A 25044-nucleotide genomic window follows, 5' to 3' on the forward strand; every position below is an offset into this window, starting at 1 on the left:
GGCAAATGCCATTAAACTGCGCCCCATGATTAAAGATCCCTTTGCAAGACTGGGCCTGGACCGCGAAGTCCTGACGGTCAGCCAACTCAACGGCCGTGCGCGGGTGTTGCTCGAAGACGTGTTCAGCAACATCTGGGTCGAAGGCGAAATCTCCAACCTCGCCCGCCCGGCCTCGGGTCACGTGTACTTCACCCTCAAGGACAGCGGCGCCCAGGTGCGGTGCGCGCTGTTCCGGCAGAACGCCGCGCGGGTGCGCCAGGCACTGAAAGATGGCCTGGCGGTCAAGGTCCGGGGCAAGGTCTCGCTGTTCGAAGGCCGTGGTGACTACCAACTGATCCTCGACACCGTGGAGCCGGCCGGCGACGGCGCCCTGCGCCTGGCCTTCGATGCCTTGAAGGAAAAGCTCAGTGCCGAAGGCCTGTTCAGCGCCGAGCGCAAAGTCCCGCTGCCGGCGCATCCGCAACGCATCGGCATCATCAGCTCACCCACGGGCGCGGTGATACGCGACATCATCAGCGTGTTCCGGCGCCGGGCGCCTCAGGTGCAACTGACCTTGATCCCCACGGCCGTGCAGGGCCGCGAAGCCACCGCGCAGATCGTCCGCGCCCTTGCACTCGCGGACGCGCGGGGTTTCGATGCGTTGATCCTGGCCCGCGGTGGTGGTTCGCTGGAGGACCTCTGGTGCTTCAACGAAGAGGCCGTGGCCCGAGCGGTGGATGCTTGCGTGACCCCTATCGTCAGCGCCATCGGCCATGAAACCGATGTGTCGATCAGCGACTTTGTCGCCGACGTCCGCGCGCCCACGCCGTCGGCCGCCGCCGAACTGCTGGCCCCCGACTCCGCTGACCTGGTACGCCGGGTCGAGAGCCTGCATCGCCGCCTGGTGATGCGCATGCGCGACCGCTTGATGCGCGACCGCCTGCGCCTGGAGGGTATGTCCCGGCGCCTGCGTCACCCCGGTGAGCGCCTGCGCCAGCAAGCGCAACGCCTGGACGATCTGGACATGCGCCTGCGCCGAGCCTTCGAGCGTAGCCTCAACACCCGTCGCGAACGCCTGATTCGCCTGGACACCCGCCTCGCCGCGCAACATCCAGGGCGGCAACTGGCGATGCTGCGCCAGCGCCTGGACAGCCTCGCCGAACGCTTGCCGCGCTCGATGCGCGAAGGCCTCAAGGCCCGGCGCCTGCAACTGCAAACCCAGGTGCAGACGCTGCATGTGGTCAGCCCACTGGCCACCCTGGGCCGGGGCTACAGCATCCTCCTGGATGAGCGCGGCAACGCGATCCGCGACGCCGCGCAGACCCACAACGGCCAACGCCTGAAAGCCCGACTGGGCGAAGGCGAACTGCAGGTGCGGGTCGAAGACAACCACCTGACACCTGTCACCCTCTCTCTACTGGATTGATCCATGCCACGTGTTCTTAGCCTGTTGTTCCTGCTGTGCCTGAGCGTCAATGCCCACGCCGACAGCTACATCACCCGCCTGCTCAACAAGCCGGTGCCCGGTGGCGTGGCAGTGGTCAACCTGGGCGCCTCGAGCCAGGCGCCCAAGGCCAGCTATCAGGGCAAACCGGTGCTGGTGATCAAGGAACAGGCCACGTGGCTGGCGATTGTCGGCATTCCCCTGGCGGTCAAACCCGGCACCCAGCAGATCAGCAGCGCCGGTCGCAACCTGAGCTTCACCGTCGGCCCCAAGCAATACCCGGAACAGCGCATCACCCTGAAGAACACCCAACAGGTCAATCCGAACCCGGCGAACCTCAAGCGCATCGAGGGCGAACTGGCCGAACAGATCAGCGCCTACCGCACCTTCAGCCCTAATACCCCGAGCAATGTGTTGCTGGACAAGCCGGTCAACGGGCCGTTGTCGAGCAAGTTCGGTGTCCGACGTTTCTTCAACGGCGAAGAGCGCAATCCCCACTCCGGCCTGGACTTCGCCGTACCGGCCGGCACGCCGGTCAAGACCCCGGCGGCGGGCAAGGTGATCCTGATCGGCAACTACTTCTTCAATGGCAAGACCGTGTTCGTCGACCACGGCCAGGGCTTTATCAGCATGTTCTGCCACCTGTCGAAGATCGACGTGAACGTCGGCCAGCCATTGGCCCGCGGCGCCGTGGTGGGCAAGGTCGGCGCCACGGGCCGAGCGACCGGGCCGCACATGCATTGGAACATCAGCCTCAACGATGCCCGGGTTGATCCGGCGATCTTTATTGGCGCGTTCCAGCCCTGAGTCTTCGCTGAAGTGACCGGCCTTTTCGCGAGCAGGCTCGCTCCCACAGGGGCCGGTATCCTGCGTGCACCTGAGCGTTCATGTGGGAGCGAGCCTGCTCGCGAAGACACTCGCAACGACACCGAGCAACCAAGGCGGGGAAAAACCTCAATTGCGCCACAGCCTAGCCCCACGCAAACATCCAGACATTCGCCTGCGATCACCGCAATAAAATCTCGATAAAAAGCGCTTCCCGAGTATTTCTCTCAAAGTTTTTCGACTGCTTGCCATCCTCCGTCACCGCGGTTAGGGTTGAAGGCATGAAAACCTCTCACACCCTCATTCAGCTTCGCCAGCACCGCAGCCTGTGCCTCGTCAGCGCACGACTGCCAAGCTGAATCGCTGTGCCTCGCCCCTCGTTTTGCCCCACGCTTTTTTGATCCACCGGCAGGCCGCCTTTTTTCGGCCAACACAATAAGGATTTCCAGATGAGCATGCTCAAAGACCCATCGTCCAAGTACCGCGCCTTCCCGACCATCGACATCCCGGATCGCACCTGGCCGTCGAAGACCATCACCGCGGCACCGATCTGGTGCAGCTCTGACCTGCGCGACGGCAACCAGTCGTTGATCGAGCCAATGGACGCGGCGAAAAAGCTGCGCTTCTGGAAAACCCTGGTATCGGTGGGCGTGAAAGAAATCGAAGCCTCCTTCCCGGCGGCCTCGCAAACCGACTTCGACTTCGTGCGCACCCTGATCGAAGACGGCCACATCCCGGACGACACCACCATCCAGGTGCTGACCCAGGGCCGTGAAGACTTGATCGCGCGCACCTTCGAATCCCTGCGCGGGGCGAAAAAGGCCATTGTCCACCTGTACAACGCCACCTCCCCGTCCTTCCGCCGGATTGTCTTCAATCAAGACAAGGACGGCATCAAGGAGATCGCGGTCAGCGCGGCCAAGCTGTTCGTCAAGTACGCGGCCATGCAACCCGAAACCCAATGGACCTTCGAGTACTCGCCGGAGACGTTCAGCGCCACCGAGCTGGAGTTCGCCAAGGAAGTCTGCGACGCGGTGATCGAGGTCTGGAACCCGAGCCCTTCGCACAAGATGATCCTCAACCTGCCCGCCACCGTTGAGTGCGCCACGCCGAACATCTACGCCGACCAGATCGAGTGGTTCGGCCGGCACATCAACCGCCGTGACAGCGTGCTGATCAGCCTGCACACCCACAACGACCGTGGCACCGGCGTTGCCGCCACCGAGCTGGGCCTGATGGCCGGTGCCGACCGCGTCGAAGGCTGCCTGTTCGGCAACGGCGAGCGCACCGGTAACGTCGACCTGGTGACCGTGGCACTGAATATGTACACCCAGGGCCTGGACCCTGAGCTGGACTTCTCCGACATCGACGGCGTGCGTAAAGTTGTCGAGGAGTGCAACCAGATCCCGGTGCACCCACGTCACCCGTATGTCGGCGACCTGGTTCACACCGCATTCTCCGGTTCGCACCAGGATGCCATCCGCAAGGGCTTCGCCCAGCAGCAACCGGACGCCCTGTGGGAAGTGCCGTACTTGCCAATCGACCCGGCCGACATCGGTCGCAGCTATGAGGCGGTGATCCGCGTCAACAGCCAGTCCGGCAAGGGTGGGATCGCCTACCTGCTGGAGCAGGAGTACGGCATCAACCTGCCGCGCCGGATGCAGATCGAGTTCAGCCAAGTGGTCCAACGCGAGACCGACCGCCTGGGCCTGGAAATGACCGCCCAGCAGATCCACGCGCTGTTGCACAGCGAGTACTTGCAGGCCAACACCCCGTACGCGCTGGTCAGCCATCGCTTGCAGGAAGAGAACGGCCACAGCACCGTCGAAGTCGAAGTGTCGAGCAAGGGCCAGGGCGAAACCAACCTGCACTGGCGCGGCAAGGGCAACGGCGCCCTGGAAGCCCTGGTGGCCGGCTTGCCGATCCCCGTGGAAATCATGGACTACAACGAACACGCCATCGGCGCGGGCACCAACGCCAAGGCAGCGGCCTACATTGAGCTGCGGGTGAACGGCGAACGCGCAGTCCACGGCGTGGGCATCGATGAGAACATCACCACCGCCAGCTTCAAGGCCCTGTTCAGCGCGCTGAACCGCTCCCTGAGCCAGCCGCAGGCCAAGGCGGCGTAACACGCTAGCCGTCACGCAAAAGGCCCCGGGGTGAGAACCTCGGGGCCTTTTGTTTGGTGGGTGGTTTTGTGCTGCCCGTTGGGGCTGCTTCGCGAACAGGCTCGCTCCCACAAGGGTTCGGCGTGGGAGCGAGCCTGCTCGCGAAAGCGGTCTATCCAGCAATCAAGATCTCAGGTGAACACGAAGGTATCGGCATCCAGGTTCGCCGGGAACCGTGTGCGGTAGGCGGCCAGTTCGGCGGCGTCCAACGTCACCTTGAACACGCCATCGGCTTCGCCTGCATTGAGCAAGGTCTCGCCCTGGTAATCCAGGACCTGGCTGTCGCCGCTATAGGCAAAGCCTTTGCCGTCGGTGCCAATGCGGTTCACGGCGGCGACGTAGCACAGGTTCTCGATCGCCCGCGCGGGCAACAGCCGATTCCAATGCATGCGTCGCGCCCCGGGCCAGTTCGCGGTGTACAGCAGCAGGTCGGTGTCGTGCGCGTCGCGGCTCCACGCCGGGAAACGCAGGTCATAGCAAATCAATGGCCGCACTCGCCAGCCCTTGATCTCGAACTGCATCTGACGCTCGCCGGGGGTGTAGTGGTTGTGCTCACCCGCCATGCGGAACAGGTGGCGCTTGTCGTAGTGCCACAGCTCCCCGTCCGGTCGCGCCCACAGCAGCCGATTACGGTGGCTGCCATCGGCTGCCTGGATGATCACGCTGCCAGTGATTACCGCATCCAGCTTCGCAGCCTGCGCGCGCAGCCACTGGCTGGTCGGCCCGTTTTCAGCTTCCGCAAGGGTTTCCGAGGCCATGGAAAAACCGGTGGTGAACATCTCCGGCAGGATAATCAGGTCCGACCCCCGCGCCTGCTCAAGCAATACCTCGAAGTGTTCAAGGTTGGCCTGGCGGTCATGCCAGACCAGCGTGGTCTGGATCAATGCGACGTTGAGATTGGGCAGTGCACTTAGATCACGCATAGTTTTTCCGCCGCCTGGCGCAGCGTCTCCTCACGTTTGGCAAAGCACAGGCGCACCAGGCGCTGCTCCTTGGGCGGGTCCTGGTAGAACACCGACACCGGGATCGCCGCCACGCCGTGTTCGCGAGTCATCCACAGGGCCATGTCGACGTCATTGAGGTCCGGGCGAATCTGCGAGTAGTCGACCAGTTGGAAGTAAGTTCCGGTGACCTTGCTGAAGCTAAAGCGTGAAGGTGCCAGCAGGTCACAGAACAGGTCGCGCTTGGCCTGGTAGAAACCCGGCAGCTCTTCGACATGCTCAGGGTGTTCGGCCATGTAGTCGGCCAAGGCGTACTGCAAAGGCGTCACGCCGCAGAAGCTGACGTACTGGTGCACCTTGCGCAGCTCGGCGGTGAGTGCCGGGGGCGCGACCACATAGCCGGTCTTCCAGCCCGTGACGTGATAAGTCTTGCCGAACGAGCTGACCACAAAGGCGCGCTGATACAGCTCTTCATGGGCCAGCACACTGGCATGGGCCACGCCGTCATAAACCAGGTGTTCATACACTTCGTCGCTGACGATATAGAGGTCATCACGGTCGCGGATCAACTCGGCCAACTGGTCCAGCTCGGCGCGGGAAATCAGCGCGCCACTGGGGTTATGGGGCGAGTTGAGGATGATCATCCGCGTGCGCGGGCTCAGCGCTTGCTTGAGCTGCTCGAAGTCGATGGCGAAGTCTTTCACGCCCAGTTGCACATGCACACAACGACCGCCAGCCAGGGCCACCGAAGGCTCATAGCTGTCATAGGCCGGATCAAACACGATCACTTCGTCACCGCGGTGGATAACCGCCTGAATCGCACAGAAGATTGCCTGGGTTGCGCCAGGGGTGATGGTCACTTCGGTATCGGCATCCACGTTGGCGCCATAGCTACGGGCAATCTTGGCCGCCACCTGCTCACGCAACGCCGGCAGGCCGGTCATCGGCGAATACTGATTGTGGCCGCTCGCAATGTGCCGCCCCACCGCATCGCGCAGCGCTTGCGGGCCATCAAAATCGGGGAACCCCTGGGACAGGTTGAGCGCGCCAGTTTGCGCCGCGAGCTGAGACATTTGCGTGAAGATGGTAATGCCGACATTCGGCAGCTTGCTGGTGATCATCGGTGGGCCCCTGCAGGTGAACAGCAAGTTTTAAGCTGCAGGCACCGAGTGGTCAAGCGACAAACCTCCAGGCACAAAAAAGGGCCCCGAACGAGGGCCCTGTTTTGTGGAGTGAGCGGCGCTAGATAACCGGCGCCAGCCCTGTTACTTCTTGTCGCGGCGCTTCTTGTCGGCTTTTTTGTGGTGTGTCATCAAGCGACGCTTCTTGTTGACCTGACGGTCTGTGAGCGAGTTCTTCTTCGATTCGTACGGGTTCTCGCCACCTTTGAACTCGATGCGGATCGGCGTACCGACCAGCTTCAAGACTCGGCGATAGGTGTTTTCCAGGTAACGAACGTAGGAGTTTGGAACCTTCTCGATCTGGTTACCGTGGATCACGATCAGCGGCGGGTTGGCACCACCCAAGTGGGCATAACGCAGCTTGATCCGACGGTTGTTGACCATCGGCGGCGCGTGCTCGCCAACCGCATCTTCGAGGATCTGGGTCAGACGGTTGGTCGGCCAGCGCGTGATCGCCGACTTGAACGAGTTCTGCACCGATTGGTACAGGTTGCCCACGCCAGTGCCATGCAACGCCGAGATGAAGTGGATGTCGGCGAAGTCGACGAAGAACAACCGTCGCTCCAGTTCGATCTTCACGTAGTCACGCTCGGAAGGCGTCATGCCATCCCATTTGTTCAGCGCAATAACGATGGCGCGACCGGCTTCCAGGGCAAAGCCCAGCAAGTTGAGGTCGTGATCAACCACGCCTTCGCGGGCGTCCATCACGAAGATCACCACGTTGGCGTCTTTGATCGCTTGCAGGGTCTTGACCACCGAGAACTTTTCAACTTCCTCGTGGATCTTGCCGCGCTTGCGCACACCCGCGGTGTCGATCAGCGTGTACTTTTCTTCGTTACGCTCGAACGGGATGTAGATGCTGTCGCGGGTGGTGCCCGGTTCGTCGTAGACGATAACCCGGTCTTCACCGAGCATGCGGTTGACCAGGGTCGACTTGCCGACGTTGGGACGACCGATGATGGCAATCTTGATGCCATCTTTTTCGCTCGGGCCCGGAATCCGAACCGCTTCTTCGCCTTCGGCGACGTCGGCGTTCAGGTCCTCTTCGTCGGTATCACGCGGGAAATCGCTCAAGGCGGCTTCCAGCAGGGTGTTCACACCGCGACCTTGTGCACCGGCAACGCCAATGGCGTGGCCCATGCCCAGGGGGGCGAATTCGGCGCGAGCCATCTCAGGATCGATGTTGTCGATCTTGTTGGCCACCAACAGGGAGCGTTTGTTGCGCTTGCGCAAGTGCTCGGCAATCATCTGGTCGGCGGCCGTGAAACCAGCCTTGGCGTCTACCAGGAACAGCACGACATCGGCTTCTTCAATGGCCAGCAGCGACTGCTCGGCCATCTTTTCGTCCATGCCGTGTTCGTCACCGGAAATACCGCCGGTGTCGACCAGGATGTAGGAGCGCCCTTGCCACTTTGCCTCACCGTATTGGCGATCACGGGTCAGACCGGAAAGGTCGCCGACAATAGCGTCGCGGCTTTTGGTCAGGCGGTTGAACATGGTGGACTTGCCGACGTTCGGTCGGCCCACCAGGGCGATTACGGGAACCATGCGGCTCTCCACTTCGTTATTTCAGAAAATACAAAAGCCGCTGCGAGGCAGCGGCTGGTGCTCGGGGCAGCACTGTGGGAGCGAGCCCGCTCGCGAAAAACGTTACAACACCGCGTATCTACAGGCTTTACGCGTCATCGTTGACGTCTATCGCGAGCGGGCTCGCCCCCACAGGTGAAGCCGCCTGGGGGTTCAACCCCAAGCATAGTTGTTACTTGATGGTCAGGGCTTCCAGTTTGCCACTGTTGCCAAATACATAAATCGTGTCACCCACCACCAGCGGACGGGCACGAAGGCCATCGCTGTCGATGCGCTCGCGGCCGACAAAGCGACCGTCCACTTGACTCAGCAGGTGCAGGTAACCTTCCAGGTCACCGACTGCAACGTAGCTGGAAAACACTTCCGGTGCCGACAACTGACGACGAGCCAACGAATCGTTGGTCCACAACGCAGTGGTGGAACGCTCGTCGACGCCTTCAACCGTGCCCGAGGACAGGCTGACGTAGACGGTACCAAAACCCTGGGCCACACCGGCATAGCTGGAAGCATCACGCTGCCACAACTGACGGCCGCTCTGCAGGTCCAGTGCCGCAACGCGTCCCTGGTAGCTGGCAACGTAGACTTTGTCACCCGACACCAGCAGGCCGCCGTCGATGTCGACCACGCGATCCAGCTCCGAACGACCTTGTGGAATGGCTACGCGGGTTTCCCAGACAGGCACACCGTTATCGATGTTCAGCGCCACGACCTTACCGGTCGACAGCCCCGCCAACGCCAGGTGATTAGTCACGACCGGCGCACTGGTGCCACGCAAGGTCAGGACCGCCGGGGAACTGTCGTACAACCAACGCTGGTTGCCAGTGGTGGCATCCAGGCCGATCAGACGATCGTCCTGGGTTTGCACCACCACCACGTCACCGTTGTTGGCCGGCGGCGCCAGCACTTCGCTGGTCACCCGGGCGCGCCATTTTTCTTCGCCACTGCTGGCGTCGAGGGCAATCACTTCACCCTTGAGCGTACCGACCATGACCAGGCCGTAACCAACGCCTACGGCGCCGGAAACAGACAGCTCAAGTTCTTTCTTCCACTTGACGTCACCGTTGTTGCGATCCATCGCGACAACCAGGCCATTGACGTCACCGGCATAGATGGTATCGCCGTCAATCGCCGGCACCAGCATGTTGTAGGTTTCGCCCTGACCGTCACCGATCGAACGGCTCCACTGCTTTTGCAGGACCACTTCTTCTTTGAAGTCGACCAGCTCAGCCGGTGGCAGTTCTTTTTTGCTGTTGCTGCTGCAACCCGCGGCCAGAACGGCCAGAGCCAGCAATGCTGCATGTTTCCAACGAATCACGTCACGCATCCCCTTTGGCCAGGTCGTCCAGCTTGATTTGTAGGCCGCCTACTGCCGCTTCATCCGACAGTGCAGCTTTAGCCTTTTGATACGCCGCGTGCGCTTCATCGGCACGACCCAACTGGACCAGCAGGTCGCCCTTGAGTTCCTCGCGAGTCGCCAGGAATGCCTTGTCCGCATCGCCTTCGAGCAGCTTCAGTGCTTCGTCAAGCTTGCCCTGCGCCGACAACACTTGGGCCAGACGCTGACGCGCCACTTCACCTAGGGTTGCGTTGGCCGGTTTGTCGGCTACCGCCTTGAGAGCAGTGGCCGCATCGTCGAGCTTGCCGCTGTCGACCGCGACCTTGGCCACGAACAGGCTGCCGTATTGCGCGTAGGCGCTGCCGCCGAACTCGCTGTTGAGCTTGTTGGCCAGGTCTGCCACACGGGCCGCGTCGGGCTTGCCGTCCGGCGTCAACGTGGTTTCCAGCAGTTCCTGATAGAGCATCGAGGCACCTTGCGACTGGTTGCTCTGATACTTGTGAAATGCCTGCCAGCCGAACACGATGACCAGCGCCAACAGGCCGCCAGTGACCAGGGGTTTACCGTTGCGCGTCCACCAGTCCTTCAAATCTGCCAGTTGTTCATCTTCGGTACTCGACACCCCAATACTCCTTATTCGCTAAATCGGCTGTTTGACAGCTTCAACCCTGCACGACGCAGGTGGCCAGGTGAGCGGCGAGCGCATCCCAGGCAATGCTTTGTTGTTCGCCCTGGCCACGCAGGGGTTTGACGCCTACCACTTGCTGGGCCATTTCTTCGTCACCGAGGATCAGTGCAAACAGTGCACCGCTCTTGTCGGCTTTCTTGAACTGGCTTTTGAAGCTGCCGGCGCCAGCATTGACTTGCAGGCGCAGGTTGGGCAGTTGATCCCGAACACGTTCGGCCAAGACCAGGCCTGCCAACTCTGCTTCTTCACCGAAGGCACAGAGGTAGACGTCCACCTGGCGGGAGATTTCTGCCGGGATCTGCTCCAGGGTTTCCAGCAGCAGAACCAGACGCTCGATACCCATGGCAAAACCAACCCCGGAGGTCGGTTTGCCGCCCATCTGCTCGACCAGGCCGTCGTAACGACCGCCCGCACAGACGGTGCCCTGGGCACCGAGTTTATCGGTGACCCATTCGAATACGGTTTTACTGTAGTAATCCAGCCCACGCACCAACTTCGGGTTGATTACATAAGGGATGCCGGCAGCGTCCAGGCGAGCCTTGAGGCCTTCGAAGTGCGCACGGGACTCATCGTCGAGGTAGTCAGCCATCTTCGGGGCATCGACCAACACGGCCTGGGTATCGGCGTTCTTGGTGTCGAGTACCCGCAGCGGGTTGGTTTTCAGTCGGCGCTGGCTGTCTTCGTCCAGCTTGTCCAGGTGGGCGGACAAGTACTCGACCAGCGCTTCACGGTAACGGCCACGGGACTCGCTGGTGCCCAGGCTGTTGAGTTCCAGCTTGACCGCATCGCGGATACCCAGCTCGCCCCACAGGCGCCAGGTCAGCACGATCAGTTCGGCGTCGATGTCCGGGCCGTCCAGGTTGAACACTTCAACCCCGATCTGGTGGAACTGGCGATAGCGACCTTTTTGTGGACGCTCGTGACGAAACATCGGGCCGATGTACCAGAGCTTCTGCACCTGGCCACCGCCGGTGATGCCGTGTTCCAGCACTGCACGCACGCAGGCTGCCGTGCCTTCGGGGCGCAGGGTCAGGGAGTCGCCGTTACGGTCGTCGAAGGTGTACATCTCTTTTTCGACGATGTCGGTCACTTCACCGATCGAGCGCTTGAACAGCTCGGTGAACTCGACGATCGGCATGCGAATCTGCTTGTAACCGTAGTTATCCAGCAGACGCGAAACAGTGCCTTCGAAATGACGCCACAGCGGGGTCTGTTCGGGCAGGATGTCGTTCATGCCACGAATGGCTTGCAGAGACTTGCTCACAAAAATTCCTTAATTCGTTCGATCAGCCACGGGCGATAACTGCCGCGTCGGCTTCGACCTTTTCGGCCGCTTTCTGGCGGATCAGCCGTTCCAGCTCATCCACCAGATTGTCATTCGTCAATTTCTGCGACGGCTTGCCGTCGATGTAAATCAGGTTCGGCGTACCGCCAGTCAGGCCGATGTGGGCTTCCTTGGCTTCGCCGGGACCGTTGACCACGCAACCGATCACGGCGACATCCAATGGCACCAACAGGTCTTCGAGTCGCCCTTCCAGTTCGTTCATGGTCTTGACCACATCGAAGTTCTGCCGCGAGCAGCTCGGGCAGGCGATGAAGTTGATCCCACGGGAACGCAGGTGCAGGGACTTGAGAATGTCGTAGCCGACTTTCACTTCCTCGACCGGGTCAGCCGCCAACGAGATGCGAATAGTATCGCCAATCCCTTCGGCGAGCAGCATACCGAGGCCCACGGCGGATTTCACTGTGCCTGAACGCAATCCACCGGCTTCGGTGATCCCCAGGTGCAGCGGCTGGACGATTTCCTTGGCCAGCAGGCGGTAGGCTTCGACGGCCATGAACACGTCCGAAGCCTTCACGCTGACCTTGAAGTCCTGGAAGTTCAGGCGTTCGAGGTGCTCGACATGACGCAGCGCCGACTCGACGAGCGCCGCAGGCGTGGGCTCGCCGTATTTCTTTTGCAGGTCTTTTTCCAAGGAACCGGCGTTGACGCCGATCCGGATCGGGATCCCACGATCACGGGCGGCATCGACCACCGCGCGCACACGATCTTCGCGGCCGATATTGCCCGGGTTGATCCGCAGGCAATCGACGCCCAGCTCGGCCACCCGCAAGGCGATCCGGTAGTCGAAATGAATATCGGCGACCAGGGGCACCTTGACCAATTGCTTGATCTTGCCGAAAGCCTCGGCGGCGTCCATGTCCGGCACCGAAATCCGTACGATGTCGACGCCGGCGGCTTCCAGACGATTGATCTGGGCCACAGTAGCGGCAACATCGTTGGTATCACTGTTGGTCATGCTTTGCACGGCAATCGGCGCATCGCCGCCCACCGGTACATTGCCGACCCAGATCTTGCGCGATTCGCGACGTTTGATTGGAGATTCGCCGTGCATGACTTATTGACCCAACTTCAGGCGAGCAGTCTCGCCACTGGTGAACGGAGCTAAATCGACCGCTTGCCCGTTGTAGCTGACCTGCGCGCCCCGGGCAAAGCCCAGGCGCACTGCGAACGGCGGCTTACCGCTGACATCGACGGTTTCGCCCTTGCGCTTGAGGCCACTCAACAACACTTTGCCGTTGCCGTCGGTCACTTGTGTCCAGCAATCGGCGACGAACTGAATCTGCACCTGGCCAGCTCCGGCAATCGGGGCGGCAGGCGGCGTAACGGGGGCGGCAGCGGCAACTGGCACTGGTACAACAACCGCGGGCACGGCAGGAGCGATGGGGGCACTGACAACCGGTGCAACAGGGGCGTGGGCTGGAGCAACTAGCGGAGCGACCGGATCAGCACCTGGCACGACGGGGGCCTCGGTACTCTCCTCAGTCTGAGGGGTAGGCACGCCTTCAGGTAATGCCAGTGGCGTAGCTTCAAGCTGCCCTTCTGCCACGGCCTGGTCTTCGCGCTCATCGAGGGGATGGATCCGTGTGGTGCCATCGGCACCTTCCACTTCGACGTGCTCAGGGCTCAGGCCGATCAGGTCCTTGGTGCGCAGCGAGGTTTGATCCTGCCACCAGACAAAACCAGCCGCCATGACGGCAATCAGCAACAACAGGCTGACAATCCGCAAGATGGTGTGGGAAACGCGCGAGGGCTCTTCGATGCGGCCAAGGCTGTGCACATTACTACCCTGGGCATCGGTACCTGTGAGCTGGTCGAACTGCAAGACCAGAGGCGCCTGATCGACACCGAGCAACTTGGCGTAGGCGCGGATATAACCGCGGGCAAAGGTATGCCCTGGCAACTTGTCGAAGGCGCCGTCTTCAAGGTTTTGCAAGGAACTGGTGGTGAGATTGAGCTTCAGAGCCACTTCAGCCAGCGACCAACCATTGCTTTCGCGACCCTGACGCAAGGCGTCTCCGGGGTTTACGCGATTCGCTGCTACAACTTCGGGATGCGCCGCTTTCATCATTGCTCCGACAGGTATTGCTGATATTCCGGCGTACCGGGATAGAGTCGTTTTAATTGCAGGCCCAGGCTTTGGGCCTTGTCGCGCTCATCGAACACGCCAGCCAACCGAGCACCGAGCCATAGACTACGTGCATTTTGCTCGGCGAGCAGGCTAAAACGGTCGTAATAGTCACGCGCGGGGACATAATGCCTGTCTTCGAAGGACAACTCAGCCATTTCCAGCAACGCCCGCGGTTGCTGGCGGTTCAGGCGCAAGGCTTTTTCCAGTTGCTGACGGGCCAGGTCACGCTGGCCAAGCATCGCCGCCGTCATCCCCAGGCTCTCGAAAACCCTTGAACGCTGAGGATAAAGACTGTCAGCGCTGGCCTGCTCAAAGCGCTCGTAGGCTTCTTTGTAGCGTTGCTGCTCAAAAAGAAAGCTGCCGTAGTTGTTCAGGATCCGCGCGTCACCGGGCCGTACCGCCAGCGCCTTGCGAAAGTGCTGCTCGGCCAGGTCCGGCTCCATTTCGACCTGGAACACCAACCCCAGGGCTGCGTTGGCATCGGCGTCCGAGCCATCGAGTTCCAGGGCTTTGCCAAGCGGTACTTTCGCCTGCTCGGCCATGCCTTTTTGCAAATACCCCATGCCCAACTGCACGTAAGCGGCTCGCGCCTCGTCACGGCCCTTGCTGGTCTTCACCGGATCAGGATCACCCGAGGTGACGCAACCAGCCGACAGACTGGCCAACAGCACAAGCAGCGCAACGCGCAGGGACATAGAGATCCTCTCTTAAGTACGATTCGCAGCGTCTTGCGCGATATCGTTTTCGGCGCTCAATTCACGCACCGCGATATAACGCTCGCTACGACGGGTGCGATCCAGCACCTGTCCTACCAATTGACCACAGGCGGCATCGATGTCTTCGCCACGGGTGGTACGTACAGTGACATTGAACCCGGCGTGATGCAGCTGATCCTGGAAACGACGAATGGCGTTATTGCTCGGACGCTCGTACCCGGAGTGCGGGAACGGGTTGAACGGGATCAGGTTGATCTTGCATGGGATGTTCTTGAGCAGTTCGATCATTTCGACCGCATGCTCGACCTTGTCGTTGATGTCCTTGAGCAAGGTGTACTCGATGGTCAGCACGCGCTTTTCGCCCAGGGACGACATGTAGCGCTGGCACGACTCGAGGAGCATCTTAAGCGGATATTTCTTGTTGATCGGCACCAATTGGTTACGCAATGCGTCATTGGGTGCATGCAGCGACAGCGCCAGGGAGACGTCAATGTGCTTGGACAGCTCATCGATCATCGGTACCACGCCGGAGGTCGACAGGGTCACGCGGCGCTTGGAAATGCCGTAGCCCAGATCGTCCATCATCAAGTGCATGGCAGCCACGACGTTGTCGAAGTTCAGCAGCGGCTCACCCATGCCCATCATCACCACGTTGGTGATGGCACGGTCGGCGGTAGCCGGGACACTGCCAAAGGATTTGTTGGCAATCCATACCTGGCCGATGACTTCGGCGGCGGTAAGGTTGCTATTGAAGCCTTGCTTGCCGGTGGAGCAGAAACTGCAATCCAGGGCACAGCCAGCCTGGGACGAAACGCACAAAGTGCCGCGCTTGCCCTGGGGAATGTAGACGGTCTCGACACAGCTGCCGGACGCCACGCGTACCACCCACTTACGGGTGCCGTCGGTGGAGATGTCCTCGCTGACCACTTCGGGACCACGAACTTCGGCAATAACCTTGAGCTTGTCACGCAAGGCCTTGCTGACGTTCGTCATGGCGTCGAAATCATCGACGCCAAAGTGGTGAATCCACTTCATTACCTGACCGGCACGGAAACGCTTCTCCCCGATTGAGTCGAAGAATTTTTCCATTTCCAGCTGAGTCAGACCCAGCAGGTTAGTTTTAACAGTCGATGTAGTCATGGATTCACCTTCACTCTTAAGCCAATGCTTAGCGAGTGGTTACTTCAGTAGCTGCGAAGAAGTACGAGATTTCGCGAGCAGCAGCGGCTTCGGAGTCCGAACCGTGTACAGCGTTGGCATCGATGGAGTCAGCGAAGTCAGCACGGATGGTGCCAGCAGCCGCTTCTTTAGGGTTGGTAGCGCCCATCAGCTCACGGTTCAGAGCGATAGCGTTTTCGCCTTCCAGAACCTGAACGACAACTGGGCCGGAGATCATGAAAGCAACCAGGTCGCCGAAGAAACCACGAGCGCTGTGCTCAGCGTAGAAGCCTTCAGCTTCTGCTTTGGACAGTTGCTTGAGTTTCGAAGCTACAACGCGCAGGCCAGCTTTTTCGAAACGAGTGGTGATCTCGCCGATAACGTTTTTTGCAACAGCGTCAGGCTTGATGATGGAGAAAGTACGTTGAACAGCCATGGTGTAACTCCAGAAACGGTAATTTGCGAAAAATTAAACCCGCGAATTATACGCGGGTTCTTGGGTATTGCCTAACCTGCTGCGCGCTTCAGTCGCGCTCTTCGATCCAGTGGGCCTGAATGGCCTCCAGAATCTTTTCGCCGCAGTGCTCAGGCTTATCGTCGAACTCGGGCAACGCCATGACCCACTTGCGCAGGTCGACGAAGTTAACCGACATTGGGTCGACTTCCGGCTTGGATTCAGCCAGTTGGATGGCGATTTCCAGTACATCAGTCCATTTCAGACTCATGACAATTCCTTGAATCAGTGTGGGGCTTCGGCGGCGTGATTGAGCGAGTACTTCGGAATTTCGACCGTCAGGTCTTCTGTCCCGACGATCGCCTGACAGCCTAGACGCGATTGCGCCTCCAGACCCCAAGCCCGATCAAGAAAGTCTTCTTCCAGCTCATCCGCCTCTTCCAGCGAGTCGAAACCTTCGCGGATGATGCAATGGCAGGTAGTGCAGGCGCAGACGCCGCCACAGGCGCTTTCCATCTCGATATGGTGTTCATGGGCCAGATCGAGGATGGACGTACCGGGCTCAGCCTCCACAACCATGCCATCCGGGCAAAACTTATCATGTGGCAGAAAAATGACCTGCGGCATCGTTATTCCTCAATCTCATTCAGGTTGCGCCCCGCCAGGGCGGCTTTCACCGTCGAATCCAGGCGACGGGCGGCAAAGGCGTCAGTCACTTGCGACAGACGCTTGGTCTGTTGCTCGATGGCATAACCATCGGTGCCTTTCATTAATTCAGTCAGTTCCTGCATCTGCATCTCGATGGCCAAACGTTCCTCGGCATCGAGCAGGCGATCGCCATCGGCGTCCAGGGCACCCTGCACCGCCTCGATCAAACGCTGGGCGTCGACTTGTTGCTCACGCAGGACACGGGCAACCTTGTCATCATTGGCGTGCTGGAACGAATCCTTGAGCATGCGGGCAATCTCGCCATCGGTCAGGCCGTAGGACGGCTTGACCTGGATGCTCGCCTCAACACCCGACGCCAACTCGCGGGCGGCAACGCTGAGCAAACCGTCGGCATCGACCTGGAAGGTCACGCGAATCTTCGCCGCGCCCGCCACCATGGGCGGAATGCCGCGCAACTCGAATCGCGCCAGCGACCGGCAGTCGCTGATCAGCTCGCGCTCGCCTTGCAGCACATGAATCATCATGGCCGACTGGCCATCTTTGTACGTCGTGAAGTCCTGGGCACGGGCTACCGGGATGGTGGTGTTGCGCGCAATCACCTTCTCCATCAAGCCGCCCATGGTTTCCAGCCCGAGGGACAACGGAATAACATCCAGCAACAGCAGCTCGCCACCGTCGCGCTTGTTGCCAGCCAGCGTATCCGCCTGGATCGCGGCCCCAATGGCCACCACTTGATCCGGATCGATCTCGGTCAGCGGCTGACGACCAAACGCCTCAGCCACCGCCTCACGGACACGTGGCACGCGGGTCGAACCGCCCACCATCACCACCGCTTGCACGTCTTCCAGCTCGACGCCGGAATCACGCACCGCACGTCGGCAGGCCTTGAGGCTGCGGGCAACCATCGGCTCGATCAGCGCGTCAAAGGCTTCGCGGGTCAGTGGGGCTTTCCAGTCACCGTAGACCACCTCGACCGAAGCCGCTGCCGTCAGGGCTTCCTTGGCCGCACAGGCGGTTTGCAGCAGATGGCGCTGCTCGCCCGGATCGAGGTCGACCGACAGGCCGGCGCTCTCGATGATCCAACTGGCAATCGCGTGATCGAAGTCGTCACCACCCAGGGCACTGTCGCCCCCTGTGGCCAGCACTTCGAACACACCGCCCGTCAGGCGCAGAATAGAAATATCGAAGGTACCGCCGCCCAAGTCATAGATCGCGACCAAGCCTTCGGCATGTTGATCCAGGCCATAGGCCACGGCCGCTGCGGTGGGTTCATTGAGCAAGCGCAGCACGTTCAGGCCGGCCAGCTTGGCCGCGTCCTTGGTTGCCTGACGCTGGGCATCGTCGAAGTAGGCCGGCACGGTGATCACCGCCCCCACCAGTTCGCCACCCAGGGTTGCCTCGGCACGTTGACGCAGCACCCGGAGGATATCGGCGGAGACTTCGACCGGGCTTTTAGGCCCCTGCACCGTATCGATGAACGGCATGTGGGACTCGCCATCGACAAAGCGATACGGCAACTGCTCACCCAACTGCTTGACGTCGGACAGACCACGACCCATCAAGCGCTTGACCGACAGCACGGTATTCAACGGGTCGGAAGCGGCAGCCAGCCTGGCCGACTCGCCCACTTCGACGCGGTCTGCGTGATAGCGCACGGCAGAGGGCAGGATGACCTGCCCCTGAGCATCGGCCAGCGGCTCGGAAAGACCACTGCGCAATGCAGCAACCAGCGAATTGGTAGTGCCCAAGTCGATCCCCACAGCCAGGCGACGCTGGTGCGGTTGAGGACTTTGGCCGGGTTCGGCGATCTGCAGTAGGGCCATCGTTATCAGGTCTTATCTGTATATCAGGCGTGCGACCGAGGCGGCACTGGGTTAATCGTCGAGGCGCTCTTCTAACTGGCGCACTTCGTAGGTGAGCTTGTCGAGGAACTGCATGCGCCGCATCAGGCGTTCGGCCTGTTCACGTTGCGCCGCGTCGTTCCAGCAAGCCGCGAAGCTTTGGTTCAGTTCATCCTGGGCGATCTTCAGGCGGCGCTTGAATACCGCGACACCGGCAAGGTCAGCACTGTCTTGCAGGTCTTCGAGTTCTTCGCGCCATTGCATTTGCTGCAGGAGGAAGTCCGGATCATGCACCGTGACCTCCAGCGGCATTTCGCGCCCCCCCATGGCGAGCAAGTAGCGCGCACGTTTGGGAGGACTCTTGAGCGTCTGGTAGGCCTCGTTGAGGTTCGCCGACTGCTCCAGCGCCAGCCGCTGCTCACGCTCGGGAGCGTCAGCAAAGCGGTCCGGATGAACGTTGCCCGCCAGCTCGCGATAGCGCGTAGCCAACTGATCGAGATTCAGGTCGAAGCTCGGTTGCAGCTCGAATAAAGCGAAATGACAAGGAGTGCCCACAAATAGCCTCAGATGTTGAAGCTTTCGCCGCAGCCACATTCACCGCGTACGTTGGGGTTGTTGAACTTGAAGCCTTCGTTCAACCCTTCCTTGACAAAATCGAGCTCGGTGCCGTCCAGGTAGGCCAGGCTTTTAGGGTCGATAATCACTTTTTCGCCATGACTTTCGAACACCTGGTCCTCTGCAACCACCTCGTCGACAAACTCCAGCACGTAGGCAAGGCCGGAACAGCCTGTGGTGCGAACACCCAGACGAATCCCTTCACCTTTGCCGCGCCCGTCGAGGGAGCGTCGCACGTGTTGAGCTGCCGCTTCTGTCATGCTGATAGCCATCGTTGACTCCTTACTCGTCGCCAGACCTTGAAAGTCAGATCAAGCCTTTCTTCTGCTTGTAATCGCGAACAGCCGCCTTGATGGCGTCTTCAGCGAGTACCGAGCAGTGAATTTTCACCGGTGGCAAGGCCAGCTCTTCAGCCAGCTGCGTGTTCTTGATGGTTTCTGCCTCGTCCAGCGTCTTGCCCTTCATCCACTCGGTGGCCAGGGAGCTGGAGGCAATGGCAGAGCCACAGCCATACGTCTTGAACTTGGCATCTTCGATGATGCCTTGCTCGTTGACCTTGATCTGCAGGCGCATCACGTCGCCGCACGCCGGAGCGCCGACCATGCCGGTGCCGACATCAGGATCTTCCGCGTCCATCTTGCCGACGTTGCGCGGGTTTTCGTAGTGGTCGATGACCTTTTCGCTGTAAGCCATGATAAATCCTCACTCATCAGAGAGTCGCTCTTCAGACTCTGTAAAAACGCCTGCGCTCAGTAATCCTGCGGTAAAAACCGGCTCGACGTAAACTCCGCGCCCTCGCCTGTTTCTTCCTCGTCTTCCCTTCGCTCGCTACGTTTTTACAGCGCCTGTCTATGGCGACTTAATTCGTTAGTGTGCCGCCCACTCGATTTTCGAAATGTCGACGCCGTCTTTGTACATGTCCCACAGCGGCGACAAAGCGCGCAGCTTGGTGACGGCCTCGCAGACTTTCTGCGCGGCGTAATCGATTTCTTCTTCGGTGGTGAAACGACCGAACGTAAAGCGGATCGAGCTATGCGCCAGTTCGTCGTTGCGGCCCAGGGCGCGCAGTACGTACGAAGGCTCCAGGGATGCCGAGGTGCACGCCGAACCAGACGATACCGCCAGATCCTTGAGCGCCATGATCAGCGACTCGCCTTCAACGTAGTTGAAGCTCAGGTTCAGGTTGTGCGGAACGCGGGCGGTCATGCTGCCGTTGACGTACAGCTCTTCAAGGCCTTCGACCTGCTTGAAGAAGCGATCGCTCAGGGCTTTGATACGGACGTTCTCGACAGCCATGTCTTCCTTGGCCACGCGGAACGCTTCGCCCATGCCAACGATCTGGTGGGTCGCCAAGGTGCCGGAACGCATGCCGCGCTCGTGACCGCCGCCATGCATGGTCGCTTCCAGGCGCACACGCGGCTTGCGGCTCACGTACAGTGCGCCGATGCCTTTTGGACCGTAGGTCTTGTGGGCCGAGAACGACATCAGGTCGACTTTCAGCTTTTGCAGGTCGATGTCGACCTTGCCGGTGGATTGTGCCGCATCGACGTGGAACAGGATGCCCTTGGAGCGGGTCAGCTCGCCAATGGCTTCGATGTCGTTGATGGTGCCAATTTCGTTGTTCACGTGCATGACCGACACCAGGATGGTGTCATCGCGCAGCTCCGCCTCGATCATCGCCGGCGTCACCAAGCCATCATCCCGCGGCTCGATGTAGGTGACTTCAAAGCCTTCACGCTCCAGTTGGCGCATGGTGTCGAGGACAGCCTTGTGCTCAATCTTGGTGGTGATCAGGTGCTTGCCTTTGCTGCCGTAGAAATGCGCGACACCCTTGATTGCCAGGTTGTCGGACTCGGTGGCACCGGAGGTCCAGACAATCTCACGCGGATCGGCGTTGACCAGGTCGGCCACCTGACGACGAGCGTTCTCGACCGACTCTTCAGCCTTCCAGCCAAATACGTGGGAGCGCGATGCCGGGTTACCGAAGTTTCCGTCAACCAGCAGGCATTCACTCATTTTTTGCGCAACACGCGGATCAACCGGGGTGGTCGCAGAGTAATCAAGGTAAATCGGCAATTTCATGGACTATCTCCTAAATCAGGCTGGCTGGCGTGCCGCTAGCTCTTTGGCTGTCATTCGACGGCGGACGCTTCAATCTTGTCCAGGCGCGGCGACTTGCTGTTGCAACGACGCTGGTCCTGACGCTGGGCTACTTCTTGCACCTCACGGCGGGTGACAAGATCAGCCAAGCTGATACCGCTGAGAAATTCGTGGATTTGCAGGCTCAGATCACACCACAAGTGGTGGGTCAGGCAGGTATCGCCACCATGGCAGTCACCCTGCCCCTGGCATTTGGTCGCATCGACCGACTCGTTCACCGCATCGATGACCTGAGCCACCTGGATCCCCTGCATCTCCCGCGACAGCTGGTAGCCGCCGCCAGGGCCACGAACGCTGGAAACCAGGTTGCTACGGCGCAATTTGGCGAAGAGCTGTTCGAGGTAGGACAGGGAGATACCTTGGCGCTCGGAGATATCCGCCAGGGACACAGGCCCATGCTGCGCGTGCAACGCCAGATCCAGCATGGCGGTGACAGCGTATCGGCCTTTTGTAGTCAGTCGCATGGACAATTACCACGGAGTTACGGGATGGGGGCAAGTATGCGATTCCCGAGTATTTAAGTCAACTATAAGACCTAGTACCTTAGTCGGGTTTACCCGCAAAAGAGCGCGCGCACTATAGCAAAGTCTACGCCGCAATGGCACAGATAGATGAGCGGCGACTGACTGGCAGGGCCCACCTCACCGGACACGCCCCGCCGCCCCACAACCTCAGTTCGCCGGGGTTTCATCCTTGCCCTTCACACAGGCAAAGTCTTCTTCGCGCAATTCGGGCAGGTCCTTTGCGCAGTACGGACTACCCAAATCCTTGAGCGCACCGCACATCCCTTCCAGGCGCCCGTCAACTGCCTGCAAATGATCCAGTAACTGACCAATGGCACGCGCCACCGGATCGGGCATGTCCTCGCTAACACCGTACGCATCGAAACCAAGCTTCTCAGCCATCGCCTTGCGCTTGGCCTCCTGCTCATCGTCGGACTTGACGATGATCCGTCCTGGAATCCCGACCACCGTCGCACCGGCTGGCACCGCCTTGGTCACCACCGCATTGGAGCCCACCTTGGCGCCCGCCCCCACCGTGAACGGCCCTAGTACCTTGGCACCGGCGCCGACCACCACCCCATCCTCCAGGGTCGGATGGCGCTTGCCCTTGTTCCAACTGGTACCCCCCAGGGTCACGCCTTGATACAGGGTCACGTCATTACCGATTTCAGCGGTTTCGCCGATAACGATACCCATGCCATGGTCGATGAAGAAGCGACGTCCCACCTTGGCGCCGGGATGAATCTCGATGCCGGTCAACCAGCGCCCGAAGTTCGAGACCAGCCGGGCCAACCACTTCCAGCCCATCCCCCATAGCGCCGACGACAGGCGATGAATCCAGATCGCATGCATGCCTGGATAGCAGGTCAGCACTTCAAACGCATTGCGCGCCGCCGGATCACGATGAAAAACGCCCTGGATATCTTCACGCAAACGCTCGAACATCGTTAATCCTTCCGCTTAAGAAGCTCACCACGGGCCGCTTTCTGGGTTTCCGTGAGGATGCCACGCAAAATATTCATTTCCGCCCGACTGACCGAGCTTCGCCCATACAACCGACGCAGGCGCGCCATCAGGTGCCGCGGCTTTTCGGGATCGAGAAACTCAATGGCCACCAGGGTCTGTTCCAGGTGCTCATAGAATCGCTCCAACTCATCCATGGTCGCCAGCTCACCGCTTTTGGTGGACGCCACCTCATCCTTCTCGACCTTGCTCGGCTGACCTTCGGCCGCCAGCCAGGACATGCGAACCTCATAGCCCAGCACTTGCACCGCCGCCCCGAGATTCAGCGAGCTGAATTCAGGATCCGACGGGATGTGCACATGGTAATGGCATCGCTGCAGCTCTTCATTCGTCAGGCCGGAGTCCTCACGACCGAACACCAGGGCGATCTCGGCACCTTGCGACGCCTCTTCGATCACCTTGCTGCCACACTCACGCGGATCGAGCAGCGGCCACGGAATACGTCGATCACGTGCACTGGTACCCAGCACCAGGTTACAACCGACCAGCGCATCTTCCAGGGTGGCGACCACCTGCGCATTTTCCAGGACATCACCGGCACCCGAGGCACGCGCATCGGCTTCATGATGCGGAAACAGCCGCGGCTCAACCAGCACCAAGCGCGACAACCCCATGTTCTTCATGGCACGCGCAGCCCCGCCGATGTTTCCCGGATGACTGGTATTGACCAGGACGACACGAATGTTCTGCAGCAAGGGAGGCGCTCTCGAAGACTAAAATTGGCTGCAAATCTTACAGTTCATCCTAAAGTTAAGCTACGAAAGCGAACGCCGTCGTTCATCTACAGAAACTTTCTGCTAGAATGCCCGGCTTTCTTTAACAACCTTAGGTGACACATCCATGCAGCCCATGCTGAATATCGCGCTGCGCGCCGCCCGCAGCGCCAGTGAATTGATCTTCCGCTCCATCGAGCGCCTGGATACCATCAAGGTCGATGAAAAAGACGCCAAGGACTACGTGTCCGAAGTGGATCGCGCTGCCGAGCAGAAAATCGTCGACGCCCTGCGCAAAGCCTACCCAAATCACTCGATCCTCGGCGAAGAGACTGGCATGCACGCCGGCTCCGGCATCGAAGGTGAAGAGTACCTGTGGATCATCGACCCACTGGACGGCACCACTAACTTCCTGCGCGGCATTCCACACTTCGCCGTCAGCATCGCCTGCAAGTACCGCGGCCGCCTGGAGCACGCAGTGGTCCTGGACCCCGTACGCCAGGAAGAATTCACCGCCAGCCGTGGCCGTGGCGCCCAACTCAATGGCCGTCGTCTGCGCGTCAGCGGTCGCACCAGCCTTGACGGCGCCCTGCTGGGCACGGGCTTCCCGTTCCGCGACGACCAGATGGACAACCTCGACAACTACCTGGGCATGTTCCGCAGCCTGGTTGGCCAGACTGCCGGCATCCGCCGCGCTGGTGCCGCGAGCCTGGACCTGGCCTACGTCGCCGCTGGCCGCTTCGATGCCTTCTGGGAGTCGGGCCTGTCCGAGTGGGACATGGCAGCAGGCGCCTTGCTGATCCAGGAAGCGGGCGGCCTGGTGAGCGACTTCACCGGCGGTCACGACTTCCTCGAAAAAGGCCATATCGTTGCTGGCAACACCAAGTGCTTCAAAGCAGTGCTGACGGCTATCCAGCCGCACCTGCCGGCCTCGCTGAAACGCTAAGCCCCCAAGCATAAAAAAAGCACCTTTCGGGGTGCTTTTTTTATGCCTTGCATTCAACGCATCACTGACTGGGCTGATTCTGACCGAGGATCAATTGACCCTGCTTGTCGACTGGAATCTCGTTGCCCGGATCACGATCCATACGCACCTTGCCTTCTTTGCCGTCCAGCGAATAACGCACGTCGTAACCTACAACCTTGTCACTGATGTCATTGACCGTGTTGCAACGGGTTTGCGTGGTGGTATAGGTGTCACGCTCCTGCATGCCCTCCTGCACCTTGTTACCGGCATAGCCGCCGCCCACCGCACCCGCAACGGTGGCAATCTTCTTGCCATTGCCGCCGCCAATCATATTACCCAGCAGACCACCACCGACCGCGCCAACCACCGTACCCAGGATTTGATGCTGATCCTGAACCGGCTTGTGCCGGGTTACTGCCACATCCTTGCACACTTCACGTGGAGTCTTGATCTGTGTCTTGACCGGCTCAACGGCTAATACCTGAGCGAACTCAGGGCCGCTTTTTACCAGGCTGTAGGTGGCCACAGCACCCCCGGCAGTGACACCGACAGCACCCAATACCGCACCAACCAGCAACGACTTGTTCACATGAACCTCCTGAC

At 60.3% G+C, this 25044-nt stretch carries 26 protein-coding genes; 4 read left to right on the forward strand and 22 right to left on the reverse strand.

Features of this window, described 5'->3' with window-relative positions; all coding sequences use genetic code 11:
- Nucleotides 1-25 precede the first annotated feature (25 nt).
- The 3 genes from xseA to leuA all read left to right on the forward strand — a co-directional run bounded on the left by xseA (nucleotide 26) and on the right by leuA (nucleotide 4377).
- The gene (gene xseA / locus BMW74_RS21425; RefSeq protein ID WP_093426142.1) at nucleotides 26-1405 is read left to right on the forward strand and encodes an exodeoxyribonuclease VII large subunit; all 1380 of its coding nucleotides are present in this window, start codon (nucleotides 26-28) and stop codon (nucleotides 1403-1405) included.
- A gap of 3 nt (nucleotides 1406-1408) precedes the next feature.
- Complete coding sequence (locus BMW74_RS21430; protein ID WP_093426143.1) at nucleotides 1409-2230, forward strand: M23 family metallopeptidase; 822 nt, start codon at nucleotides 1409-1411, stop codon at nucleotides 2228-2230.
- A gap of 467 nt (nucleotides 2231-2697) precedes the next feature.
- Nucleotides 2698-4377: a 2-isopropylmalate synthase gene (leuA, locus tag BMW74_RS21440; RefSeq protein ID WP_093426144.1), complete on the forward strand. Its 1680-nt coding sequence runs from the start codon at nucleotides 2698-2700 to the stop codon at nucleotides 4375-4377.
- Between the two features lie 170 nt (nucleotides 4378-4547).
- Here leuA and BMW74_RS21445 read toward each other — a convergent pair whose 3' ends face one another.
- The 21 genes from BMW74_RS21445 to trmJ form a co-directional block, all read right to left on the reverse strand.
- Nucleotides 4548-5339, reverse strand: a complete 792-nt coding sequence (locus tag BMW74_RS21445) for an amidohydrolase (RefSeq protein WP_093426145.1) — start codon at nucleotides 5337-5339, stop codon at nucleotides 4548-4550.
- Nucleotides 5327-6478: a pyridoxal phosphate-dependent aminotransferase gene (locus BMW74_RS21450; RefSeq protein ID WP_093426146.1), complete on the reverse strand. Its 1152-nt coding sequence runs from the start codon at nucleotides 6476-6478 to the stop codon at nucleotides 5327-5329. Before BMW74_RS21450 ends, BMW74_RS21445 begins: the two co-directional genes overlap by 13 nt.
- 144 nt (nucleotides 6479-6622) lie before the next feature.
- Entirely contained in the window at nucleotides 6623-8086 is a 1464-nt protein-coding gene (gene der / locus BMW74_RS21455; protein ID WP_093426147.1) for a ribosome biogenesis GTPase Der, read from the reverse strand.
- Nucleotides 8087-8297: 211 nt separating this feature from the next.
- Nucleotides 8298-9449 (reverse strand): outer membrane protein assembly factor BamB, encoded by a 1152-nt coding sequence (bamB, locus tag BMW74_RS21460; RefSeq protein WP_093426148.1) that lies wholly within the window; start codon nucleotides 9447-9449, stop codon nucleotides 8298-8300.
- The gene (locus BMW74_RS21465) at nucleotides 9442-10083 is read right to left on the reverse strand and encodes a tetratricopeptide repeat protein (RefSeq protein WP_093426149.1); all 642 of its coding nucleotides are present in this window, start codon (nucleotides 10081-10083) and stop codon (nucleotides 9442-9444) included. Before BMW74_RS21465 ends, bamB begins: the two co-directional genes overlap by 8 nt.
- Before the next feature lie 40 nt (nucleotides 10084-10123).
- The gene (gene hisS, locus BMW74_RS21470) at nucleotides 10124-11413 is read right to left on the reverse strand and encodes a histidine--tRNA ligase (protein WP_093426150.1); all 1290 of its coding nucleotides are present in this window, start codon (nucleotides 11411-11413) and stop codon (nucleotides 10124-10126) included.
- A 22-nt stretch (nucleotides 11414-11435) separates the two neighbouring features.
- A complete protein-coding gene (gene ispG, locus BMW74_RS21475) occupies nucleotides 11436-12545 on the reverse strand; it encodes a flavodoxin-dependent (E)-4-hydroxy-3-methylbut-2-enyl-diphosphate synthase (RefSeq protein WP_007944259.1) in 1110 nt (369 codons plus the stop codon).
- Nucleotides 12546-12548: 3 nt separating this feature from the next.
- Nucleotides 12549-13559: a RodZ domain-containing protein gene (locus BMW74_RS21480; protein WP_093426151.1), complete on the reverse strand. Its 1011-nt coding sequence runs from the start codon at nucleotides 13557-13559 to the stop codon at nucleotides 12549-12551.
- Nucleotides 13559-14317: a type IV pilus biogenesis/stability protein PilW gene (pilW, locus tag BMW74_RS21485; RefSeq protein ID WP_093426152.1), complete on the reverse strand. Its 759-nt coding sequence runs from the start codon at nucleotides 14315-14317 to the stop codon at nucleotides 13559-13561. The genes BMW74_RS21480 and pilW overlap by 1 nt, the downstream gene beginning before the upstream one ends.
- Before the next feature lie 12 nt (nucleotides 14318-14329).
- A complete protein-coding gene (rlmN, locus tag BMW74_RS21490; RefSeq protein ID WP_093426153.1) occupies nucleotides 14330-15478 on the reverse strand; it encodes a dual-specificity RNA methyltransferase RlmN in 1149 nt (382 codons plus the stop codon).
- Between the two features lie 28 nt (nucleotides 15479-15506).
- Nucleotides 15507-15932, reverse strand: coding sequence for a nucleoside-diphosphate kinase (ndk, locus tag BMW74_RS21495; RefSeq protein WP_007916882.1), 426 nt, complete (start codon nucleotides 15930-15932; stop codon nucleotides 15507-15509).
- A gap of 88 nt (nucleotides 15933-16020) precedes the next feature.
- The gene (iscX, locus tag BMW74_RS21500; protein WP_093426154.1) at nucleotides 16021-16221 is read right to left on the reverse strand and encodes a Fe-S cluster assembly protein IscX; all 201 of its coding nucleotides are present in this window, start codon (nucleotides 16219-16221) and stop codon (nucleotides 16021-16023) included.
- A gap of 14 nt (nucleotides 16222-16235) precedes the next feature.
- Nucleotides 16236-16577, reverse strand: coding sequence for an ISC system 2Fe-2S type ferredoxin (fdx, locus tag BMW74_RS21505; protein WP_093426155.1), 342 nt, complete (start codon nucleotides 16575-16577; stop codon nucleotides 16236-16238).
- 2 nt (nucleotides 16578-16579) lie between these two features.
- Nucleotides 16580-18442, reverse strand: a complete 1863-nt coding sequence (gene hscA / locus BMW74_RS21510; protein ID WP_093426156.1) for a Fe-S protein assembly chaperone HscA — start codon at nucleotides 18440-18442, stop codon at nucleotides 16580-16582.
- A 51-nt stretch (nucleotides 18443-18493) separates the two neighbouring features.
- Complete coding sequence (gene hscB, locus BMW74_RS21515; protein WP_093426157.1) at nucleotides 18494-19015, reverse strand: co-chaperone HscB; 522 nt, start codon at nucleotides 19013-19015, stop codon at nucleotides 18494-18496.
- Between the two features lie 8 nt (nucleotides 19016-19023).
- Nucleotides 19024-19347 carry an iron-sulfur cluster assembly protein IscA gene (gene iscA, locus BMW74_RS21520; protein ID WP_093426158.1) on the reverse strand — a complete coding sequence of 108 codons (324 nt, stop codon included), beginning with the start codon at nucleotides 19345-19347 and terminating at the stop codon, nucleotides 19024-19026.
- Nucleotides 19348-19381: 34 nt separating this feature from the next.
- Nucleotides 19382-19768 carry a Fe-S cluster assembly scaffold IscU gene (iscU, locus tag BMW74_RS21525; protein WP_003443374.1) on the reverse strand — a complete coding sequence of 129 codons (387 nt, stop codon included), beginning with the start codon at nucleotides 19766-19768 and terminating at the stop codon, nucleotides 19382-19384.
- A gap of 174 nt (nucleotides 19769-19942) precedes the next feature.
- The gene (locus BMW74_RS21530; protein WP_093426159.1) at nucleotides 19943-21157 is read right to left on the reverse strand and encodes an IscS subfamily cysteine desulfurase; all 1215 of its coding nucleotides are present in this window, start codon (nucleotides 21155-21157) and stop codon (nucleotides 19943-19945) included.
- Between the two features lie 50 nt (nucleotides 21158-21207).
- A complete protein-coding gene (iscR, locus tag BMW74_RS21535) occupies nucleotides 21208-21699 on the reverse strand; it encodes a Fe-S cluster assembly transcriptional regulator IscR (RefSeq protein ID WP_093426160.1) in 492 nt (163 codons plus the stop codon).
- A gap of 207 nt (nucleotides 21700-21906) precedes the next feature.
- Nucleotides 21907-22683, reverse strand: a complete 777-nt coding sequence (gene cysE / locus BMW74_RS21540; protein ID WP_093426161.1) for a serine O-acetyltransferase — start codon at nucleotides 22681-22683, stop codon at nucleotides 21907-21909.
- Nucleotides 22684-22685: 2 nt separating this feature from the next.
- Nucleotides 22686-23456, reverse strand: coding sequence for a tRNA (cytosine(32)/uridine(32)-2'-O)-methyltransferase TrmJ (trmJ, locus tag BMW74_RS21545; protein WP_093426162.1), 771 nt, complete (start codon nucleotides 23454-23456; stop codon nucleotides 22686-22688).
- Nucleotides 23457-23601: 145 nt separating this feature from the next.
- On the opposite strand from trmJ, the gene suhB reads away from it, so the two are divergent.
- Nucleotides 23602-24420, forward strand: a complete 819-nt coding sequence (gene suhB / locus BMW74_RS21550; protein ID WP_093426163.1) for a type III secretion system regulator SuhB — start codon at nucleotides 23602-23604, stop codon at nucleotides 24418-24420.
- 61 nt (nucleotides 24421-24481) lie between these two features.
- Here the strand turns inward: suhB and BMW74_RS21555 are convergent, their stop codons facing one another.
- Complete coding sequence (locus BMW74_RS21555; protein WP_093426164.1) at nucleotides 24482-25030, reverse strand: glycine zipper 2TM domain-containing protein; 549 nt, start codon at nucleotides 25028-25030, stop codon at nucleotides 24482-24484.
- Nucleotides 25031-25044 lie beyond the last annotated feature (14 nt).

The organism is Pseudomonas sp. ok272, assembly GCF_900109995.1.
Lineage (GTDB): Bacteria > Pseudomonadota > Gammaproteobacteria > Pseudomonadales > Pseudomonadaceae > Aquipseudomonas.